This is a genomic window from Pseudomonas sp. RGM2987, assembly GCF_022952855.1.
GTDB lineage: Bacteria > Pseudomonadota > Gammaproteobacteria > Pseudomonadales > Pseudomonadaceae > Aquipseudomonas.
On record NZ_JALJDX010000079.1, the window covers coordinates 1 to 8,042 of the forward strand.

Here is an 8,042-nt window from a genome sequence, read left to right on the forward strand (position 1 = left end):
GGGGGCTGGTGCTTTTCCAGCACCTTACTCACCCTCGGGGATAACCTGAACCCGGGGTGGTGGGACCGTGCTGCGTTCGCTGATGCTGGCGGTGTTGATCGTTCTGGCGGGGTGCGCCACGCCGCCGCGTGGTCAGCCGGTCGCCACGCTGGCGATTCCCCAGGAAACCTGGCAGCAGGTCGACCGGCAGATCATCGTCGCGTCGAAAAGCGCCCTCGAACAAGCCGGCGTCTACGCCCGCGGGTCGATGGAGCACTGGCGGGTATTGGTGTACGAGCGCACCGAGGCCGAATTCATCCCCTGGTTCAGCAGCTACTGGACCCAGGAGTGGCTGGCGATGAAAGTCGGCTGGTATTCCGCCAGTGCCGAAGGCGAGGCGGATTCCTCGGCCGGTCGCCTGGCGGTTTATCTGCAAGAGCAGTATCGCGAAAAAGTCCTGGAACCCGTGGCGGTCGAGATTGATCCCGAGGCGATCAGGGCCAGTGCGACGCAATATTACCTGCGCCTTCTCAACCAGCAGGTCCAGGTGATTGCCCAGCGCCATGGAATACCGACCGAGCTGATGAATCGGCGGCTGCATGGCATTGCTGCGATCAACCTCGGACCACCGGCGGCGCGCAATGCGTCCTTGTATGAGGTGGCTCACACCCAGCCGCTCGATACCTTGCCGGCCTACACCGCGCTGATCGACCACGTCAACAAAGCCGCCGCCACCGGTGCGGGACCGTCGGAGGCGGTGATCGCCAAGGTGGCGCAGGACACCAGCGAGAAGATCCAGGCGCAGTTCGCCACGCGAGGTGCCACCGGTGCGGCAGCGGCCGTGGCCGGCAAGGTGGCGGGGGCGATGATTTCCGTGGGGGTGGCCGGGATCCGGGCAATCATTCATGAGGGCGAGCGGCCGGAAATGGAAGCCCGGATCCGCAAGAGCCTGAGCGCCGCGTTCGACGAGGCCTGGTTCAAGTCCCTCAAGCATCCCCTCAGCGGGGTGATGGCGCCGGTGTACTACCTGGACGAGGAGATCGAAGGCAATCTGGTGGAGACGGAGCTGGCCAACCGAACGGTGGTGTTGCCGGACATCAAGCCGTGACGCGGCCGCTCAATCCGAGGCGAGGGTTACGCGGCAGCCCTTGCGATGGCGGATCTGCTCGTCCGACGGGCGCTCCCTGATGAACTCGAAGCGTGGCTCGCCTTCGCTGTAGATCACCAGCCAGCCCCATTCCAGCTCGCTTTCGTCCTGCCCGGGCTGGGGCGGCGAGGCCCACCAGGGCTCTTTGTGCATGATCTGACGCATCGTCTACTCCTGCAGGCTCATCCTTTGAACTATAGACCGTTGGATTTGCGCGCAAGCGCCGTACAAAATTCGTGGAGCACAACAGCCCACTGTGGCGAGGGCGCTTGCTCCCCCGGGGCTGCGAAGCGGCCCCCCGCTTTTTGCGGACGCTGCGCAACCGAGCGGGAGCAAGCTCCCTCGCCACAAAAGGCTCAGCCGCCACAGAGATTACTGTCGATTCAGTGTGCTTTGGCTGCGTCCTCCAGCGTCTAGCGTCTGTATCCCCGCACTCGAACGGGGCATGACTGGACCCCGCGCGTATGCAAGCACTGTTGAACGAGATCCTCGATGCGGTTCGCCCCCTGATCGGCCAGGGCAAGGTGGCCGACTACATTCCGGCCCTGGGCACCGTGTCGCCCAACCAGCTGGGCATTGCCGTGTATAGCAACGACGGCGAAATGTATTGCGCAGGTGACGCCGAAACACCGTTTTCGGTGCAGAGTATTTCCAAGGTGTTCAGCCTGGTGCAGGCCATCGAGCATTCCGGCGAAGCAATCTGGGAGCGCCTCGGCCATGAACCGTCCGGCCAGCCGTTCAACTCCCTGGTGCAGCTGGAATTTGAGCGCGGGCGGCCGCGCAACCCGTTCATCAACGCCGGCGCCTTGGTGATCTGCGATATCAATCAGTCACGCTTCGCCGCACCGGCGCTATCCATGCGTGATTTCGTGCGGCGTCTGTCGGGTAATCCGCAGGTGATGGTGGACGGCAAGGTCGCCGAGTCGGAATACCAGCATCGCGCCCGCAACGCGGCGATGGCTTACCTGATGCAGTCGTTCGGCAACTTTCACAATGACGTAGAAGCGGTGCTGCGCAGCTATTTCAGCCACTGCGCCTTGCGCATGAACTGCATCGACCTGGCCCGGGCCTTCTGCTTTCTGGCAAACGACGGGTTCTGCAAGCACAGCGGTGAACAGATCCTCAGCGCCCGGCAGACCCAGCAGGTCAACTCCATCATGGCCACCAGCGGGCTGTACGACGAGGCGGGCAACTTCGCCTATCGGGTCGGCCTGCCGGGCAAGAGCGGGGTAGGCGGGGGGATTGTCGCGGTGGTACCGGGGCAGTTCACGGTGTGCGTCTGGTCGCCCGAACTTAACGCGGCGGGTAATTCCCTGGCGGGTATGGCGGCACTGGAATTGCTTAGCCAGCGGATCGGCTGGTCGGTATTCTAACCGGCTACACGAAAAAGGGCCCGTTCCTGGTTGAGGAACGGGCCCTTTTTCATTCAACTGCAATCAGCAGAAGCGGTCGATGACCTGCACGTGTGAAGTGCCTTGCAGCGATTGCCAGGTGTGGGTCAGCGTTTGCAACACGCGGCCGATGAAGTCTTTGTCGGCCGCAGCCTTCTTGCCTACGTAGCCCTGGCCACGGCGGTACATCTTCAGCCGGGCACACAGGTCTTGAGTGTTCTTCTCGAACTCCTCTTCGTGGGTGAAGGGCGACAGGCAGTCCATATGGACCTGGCCGGTCTTGCTGACCCACAGGATATGGCTGTCGAGAGTGTCTTTGTGCGCTGCGAACATGCGAGCCAGTTCATCAATAGATGGTTGATTATTCAGATTCATGTGTAAGCCCCTTGACCATTTGGTTGATCTGTCTGGTGGTTCGCAAAAACTTCGCTGTTCGGTAAGTACCCACCTGGTACCGAAACCAGGTCGTCAGCAGCTGTCCGTCAAACTTCGACGGGGCGTGCATCGGTTGTGTAGTGTTATCGAAGGGCTGCTACGCAAATGCGCTACAACGATGAGAAACAGCGAAGAAATCTTCAGCCAGCGTCAACTTCCGAGGGTCGACCACCTGCGTCATGAGGATCTTCGCCAACGTTTCTCGTCCTTGTTACCGGACGGTCAGGCCAGGTCAGCACCTTCAATCTGCCTTGTGGGCAGTCCCTTATCCAAAAAACAGCTCGGCGGTCAGACGAGCTTGCTCCAACGGTTACCTGTACTCCCGATCGGGGAGACGTCTGCATCATGCAAGGGCAAATCGGAGGCGTCAACGGTTTTGTAGTGATTATTTTCAGGCACTACATATTGTCGGACAAAATGGTTTGGGTATGAAAACCGCTCCTCAGCCCATTACCGTGGCGAGGGAGCTTGCTCCCGTTGGGCGCGGAGCGGCCCTGATAAATCTGCATGCTCGGGTCTTGATGTGGCTTGGAGGAGGGGGCTGCTGCGCAGCCCAGCGGGAGCAAGCTCCCTCGCCACAGGAGGCTCAGGGAGTCTTGGCTTTGGTGGTCTTGCGCGGTGCGCTGCCGGCCTTGCGCTTGGTGGGCTTGCGTTTGTTTTTCCAGGGGGCTGCGCCACGGCCTGCGGGGCTGGCCGGGCCGTTGATGGTCAGGCTCATGCCCTGGCAGCGGGCGATGTGCTTGCTCATCCAGGCGGCTTGCCGGGTGACGAATTCTTCCAGGCTCATTTCGCCGCTCTGCACCATGTCCAGGGCCTGTTCCCAGATGGCTGTCGTGCCCGGGTCGGCGATGGCCCGGGGCACGGCGTCGATCAGGCTGAAGGCCGCCGAAGTGGCGGACAAGGCCTTGCCGTTTTTCATCAGGTAACCGCGATCGAGCAGACCCTGGATGATTGACGCCCGGGTCGCTTCGGTGCCGATGCCGGTGGTGTCCTTGAGCTTTTGCTTGAGCAGCGGATCCTCCACCAGTTTGGCAACGTTTTTCATCGCCTTGATCAGGTCGCCTTCGGTGAACGGCTTGGGCGGCTGGGTCCACAGGTCCTTGGGTTTCACCTCGTCCACCGCGCAATCCATCCCCTCGCTCAGCGCCGGGAGCGTTTGCGACACGGGTGCTTCACGGCCCCGCGCAGGCGCCAGGGCTTCGGGCAGGGCGCGTTTCCAGCCGGGTTCGACAATCTGCTTGCCCACCGCACGCAACGCCTGGCCGGCACAGTCGAAATCGGCCTGGGTCCGGTCGTATTCGTGGTTGGGCAGGAACTGCGCCAGGTAGCGTGCGCGGATCAGCGAGTAGACGGCGCGCTGCTTACCGGCGAGTTTGTCGAAGTTCCTGGCCGCCGCCGTGGGGATGATCCCGTGGTGGGCGCTGACCTTGGCATCGTTCCAGGCCCGGGACTTGCGCTGTGGTTGCAGATGCTCGCGCAATGGCGTGAGGCTCGGGTCGGCCTGGGCGAGGGCAGCGAGGATGGCCGGCGCTTCACTGTGTTGGCTCATGGGCAGGAAGCCGCAGTCGCTGCGCGGGTAGGTGATCAGCTTGTAGGTTTCGTAGAGCGATTGAGCAATGTCGAGGGTTTCCTGGGCGCCGAGGCCGAGCTTTTTCGAGCAGACTTCCTGCAACGTGCCCAGGTCGAACGGCAACGGCGCAGCTTCGCGCAGGCGCTCGGTGCGTACTTTCAGGGTCCGGGCACTGGCTGCGTTGCCCATGGCCTGGGCGGCTTTGCGCGCCAGGGTCTCGTTCAGGCAGCGCTCCTGGTCGTCACAGGCATCCGGGTCGGCCCGCCACTGGGCGGTGAACGCGGTGCCGTCGTGGCTGAGCTGCACATCGATGGCCCAATAGGCCACCGGCACGAAATCGGCGATGCTGCGGTCGCGATCCACCACCAGGCGCAACGTCGGTGTCTGCACGCGACCCACCGGCAGCACGCCTTGATACCCGGACTGGCGGCCCAGCAGCGTGAACAGGCGGCTCATGTTCATGCCGATCAGCCAGTCGGCCCGGGAGCGGCCCAGGGCGCAATGGTACAGGTTGAAGGTTTCCGCCCCCGGCTTGAGCGCCGCCAGGGCCTTGCGGATCGACGCTTCGTCCAGGGCCGACAGCCAGAGCCGTTGGATCGGCCCGCGATAGCGGCAGTGCTCCACCAGTTCGCGGGCGATCATCTCGCCTTCACGGTCGGCGTCGGTGGCGATCACCAGTTCCCGGGCTTCGCCCAGCAGGCGCTTGACCGCTTTGTATTGGCTGGCGGTCTTGGGTTTGACGGTCATTTTCCATTGCGCCGGCACGATGGGCAGGTCGGCCAATACCCAGCGCTTGTAACGCGCGTCATAGGCGTCGGGCGGGGCGGTTTCCAGCAGATGGCCGATGCACCAGGTCACCGTGACGTTCGCCCCCAGCCAGCAACCGTCGCCACGGCGCGTGGCGCCGAGCACGGCGGCGATGTCTTTGGCCTGGGACGGTTTTTCACACAGGTACAGCCGCATGACGCCTCTTCCTGAACAACTTTCATGGGGCGCTAGCATGGTCAGGGATCGCGCCAGGAGCAAGCTTTATCTGTATGGATATACAGATAAAACGTTACCAGGCCATGCCGGGATTCACGTTCGGCGGGGTATTTTCACGCAGAGTGAATTTCTTGCAGAGGCGTCGCTCATAACTTGCAGAGCGGCTGAAACCGCAAAGTTAATGAGTCAAGGAGAGTCACTTTCATGAATTCGATGCCGAAGGGCAACGGACAGGCGTCCACCCGTTTGATTCTCGTTGTGGAGGATGATCCGACCATCCTGGAGTTCCTGTGTGAGATCCTGGAGGAGGAGGGGTTTGTCGTGGAACCTCGGGAAAGCGCCGACTCGGCGCTGACCTTTCTTGAGCAGAGCGCCGACTATGTGGACTTGTTGCTTACGGACATCACCATGCCGGGCAACATGGACGGCGCGGACCTGGCCAACCTGACCGGGGACCGCTGGCCGCAGATACCGTTGCTGATCATGTCCGGCTACGAAACGCCGGAAAGCGCCGGGATCAAGCACCACGCCTCGTTCATCGCCAAGCCATGGGCGCTGGGGCAGATGCTTGATCTGGTGGAGAACACGGTGAAGAACCGGCAGGTACATTGATGAACGCCAACCTGCGGCGAGCGAACCTATTGTGGCGAGGGAGCTTGCTCCCGCTGGGGCGGTCCGACGTTTCGGCCGCAGCAGCCCGCTTTTTGTGAGCGCTGCGCACTCAAGCGGGAGCAAGCTCCCTCGCCACAGGATGGTGCAGGTCTTCAGTTCTTGTCCAAATCCACATTGCGGGTTTCGCGCAAGCACAGCATCCCCACCACCAGGCTCACCCCGGTAATCACCACCGGGTACCACAGCCCATAGAAAATATCCCCGGTATAAACCACCAGCGCGAATGACACCGTAGGCAAAAAGCCGCCAAACCAGCCGTTGCCGATGTGGTAGGGCAGTGACATCGAGGTGTAGCGGATCCGGGTCGGGAACAGTTCGACCATCAACGCCGCCAGCGGGCCGTAGCACATCGCGGAAATGATGATCAGCGCCACGATCAAGGCCACGATCATCGGCCGGTTGATCTGCTGGGCATCGGCCTGTTGCGGGTAGCCTGCCAGCGTCACGGCGCCGCGCAGGGCGGCTTCGTCATAGCCATCGATCCTCACCTCGCCGATGCTGACCTGCACGTTGCTGCCGGCCGGAGCCGCGACGCTGTTATAGGGCAGGCCCTGTTTGACCAGGAACGTCTTGACCTTGTCGCAAGGACTGTCGAAACGTGCCTTGCCCACCGGGTCGAACTGGAAGGTGCAGGTGGCCGGATCGGCGATCACGCTGATCGGTGCTTGGCGGCTCGCCAGGTCAATGGCCGGGTTGGCGTAGTGGGCCAAGGTCTTGAAGATCGGGAAATACAACGCAGTCGCCAGCAGCAAGCCGATCATCAACACCGGCTTGCGCCCGACCTTGTCCGACAGCCAGCCGAAAAAGATGAAGAACGGTGCGCCGATGATCACGCTGACGATCAGCAGGCTGTTGGCCAGGGCCGGGTCCATCTTCAGGAACTGGGTGAGGAAAAACAGCACGTAGAACTGCGCGGCATAGAAGGTCACCGCTTGCCCGGCGTTGATGCTGAACAGCGCGATCAGCACCACCTTCAGGTTCTCCCATTTGCCGAAGGATTCACGGATCGGCGCCTTGCAGCACTTGCCTTCTTCTTTCATTTTCACGAAGGACGGTGATTCATGCAGGCTCATGCGGATCCAGGTCGATATGCCCAACAGCAGGATCGACAGCAGGAACGGAATGCGCCAGCCCCAGACTTCGAACTGATCACCGGTGAAGTAGCGGCAGGCCAGGATCACCAACAGCGAGAGCAACAGCCCGAGGGTAGCCGTGGACTGAATCCAACTGGTGTGCAAACCACGCTTGCCGATGGGCGCGTGCTCGGCGACGTAGGTGGCTGCACCGCCGTATTCACCGCCCAGGGCCAGGCCCTGGAGCATGCGCAGTGCGACCAGGATGATCGGCGCGGCGATGCCGATGCTGGCGTAGTTGGGCAGCAGGCCGACGCAGAACGTCGCCAGGCCCATCAGGATAATGGTGGCCAGGAAGGTGTATTTTCGCCCGATCATGTCCCCCAGCCGTCCGAAGACCAACGCACCGAATGGCCGCACGACGAAGCCGGCGGCGAACGCCATCAGGGCGAAGATGAATGCGGTGGTGTCGTTGACCCCGGCGAAGAACTGCTTGCTGATCACCGCCGCGAGGGCGCCGTAGAGGAAAAAGTCATACCACTCGAAGACCGTCCCCAGGGACGAGGCGAAGATGACTTTCTGGGTGTCTCGGCTGGTGCCGGCGCTACGCGTGGCTTCCAGGGGCTGAACATGTTCCGACATAGCGATATCCCTCACAGTGATTGTTTTTGTTGTTCCACTGTCGACGCCGGTGTGGGCGTTTTGTTGCGTGCTGCAATTCCTTGGATCGGTGCATTTCCCCTGTGGGAGCGGGCTTGCTCGCGAAGGCGGTGTGCCAGCCGACATCATTG

General features: G+C 62.1%; 7 protein-coding genes. 3 read left to right on the top strand and 4 right to left on the bottom strand.

From position 1 onward, the window contains the following. The first annotated feature begins 67 nt into the window (after positions 1-67). Positions 68-1,087, top strand: a complete 1,020-nt coding sequence (locus RGM2987_RS01050) for a hypothetical protein (RefSeq protein ID WP_245138263.1) — start codon at positions 68-70, stop codon at positions 1,085-1,087. 9 nt (positions 1,088-1,096) lie between these two features. On the opposite strand, the gene RGM2987_RS01055 is transcribed toward RGM2987_RS01050, so the two are convergent. Next, positions 1,097-1,291 carry a hypothetical protein gene (locus tag RGM2987_RS01055; protein ID WP_245138264.1) on the bottom strand — a complete coding sequence of 65 codons (195 nt, stop codon included), beginning with the start codon at positions 1,289-1,291 and terminating at the stop codon, positions 1,097-1,099. Between the two features lie 299 nt (positions 1,292-1,590). Between RGM2987_RS01055 and glsB the strand changes: the two genes are divergently transcribed. Then, positions 1,591-2,499, top strand: coding sequence for a glutaminase B (glsB, locus tag RGM2987_RS01060; RefSeq protein ID WP_245138265.1), 909 nt, complete (start codon positions 1,591-1,593; stop codon positions 2,497-2,499). A 63-nt stretch (positions 2,500-2,562) separates the two neighbouring features. Here glsB and RGM2987_RS01065 read toward each other — a convergent pair whose 3' ends face one another. Together RGM2987_RS01065 and RGM2987_RS01070 are read right to left on the bottom strand one after the other, a co-directional pair. Then, complete coding sequence (locus RGM2987_RS01065) at positions 2,563-2,892, bottom strand: hypothetical protein (RefSeq protein WP_245138266.1); 330 nt, start codon at positions 2,890-2,892, stop codon at positions 2,563-2,565. A gap of 646 nt (positions 2,893-3,538) precedes the next feature. Next, entirely contained in the window at positions 3,539-5,485 is a 1,947-nt protein-coding gene (locus RGM2987_RS01070) for a DNA topoisomerase III (protein WP_245138267.1), read from the bottom strand. A gap of 225 nt (positions 5,486-5,710) precedes the next feature. Between RGM2987_RS01070 and RGM2987_RS01075 the strand changes: the two genes are divergently transcribed. Next, positions 5,711-6,118: a response regulator gene (locus RGM2987_RS01075; protein ID WP_245138268.1), complete on the top strand. Its 408-nt coding sequence runs from the start codon at positions 5,711-5,713 to the stop codon at positions 6,116-6,118. A gap of 152 nt (positions 6,119-6,270) precedes the next feature. Here RGM2987_RS01075 and RGM2987_RS01080 read toward each other — a convergent pair whose 3' ends face one another. Then, positions 6,271-7,893 carry an MFS transporter gene (locus tag RGM2987_RS01080; RefSeq protein ID WP_245138269.1) on the bottom strand — a complete coding sequence of 541 codons (1,623 nt, stop codon included), beginning with the start codon at positions 7,891-7,893 and terminating at the stop codon, positions 6,271-6,273. Between the last annotated feature and the right edge of the window lie 149 nt (positions 7,894-8,042).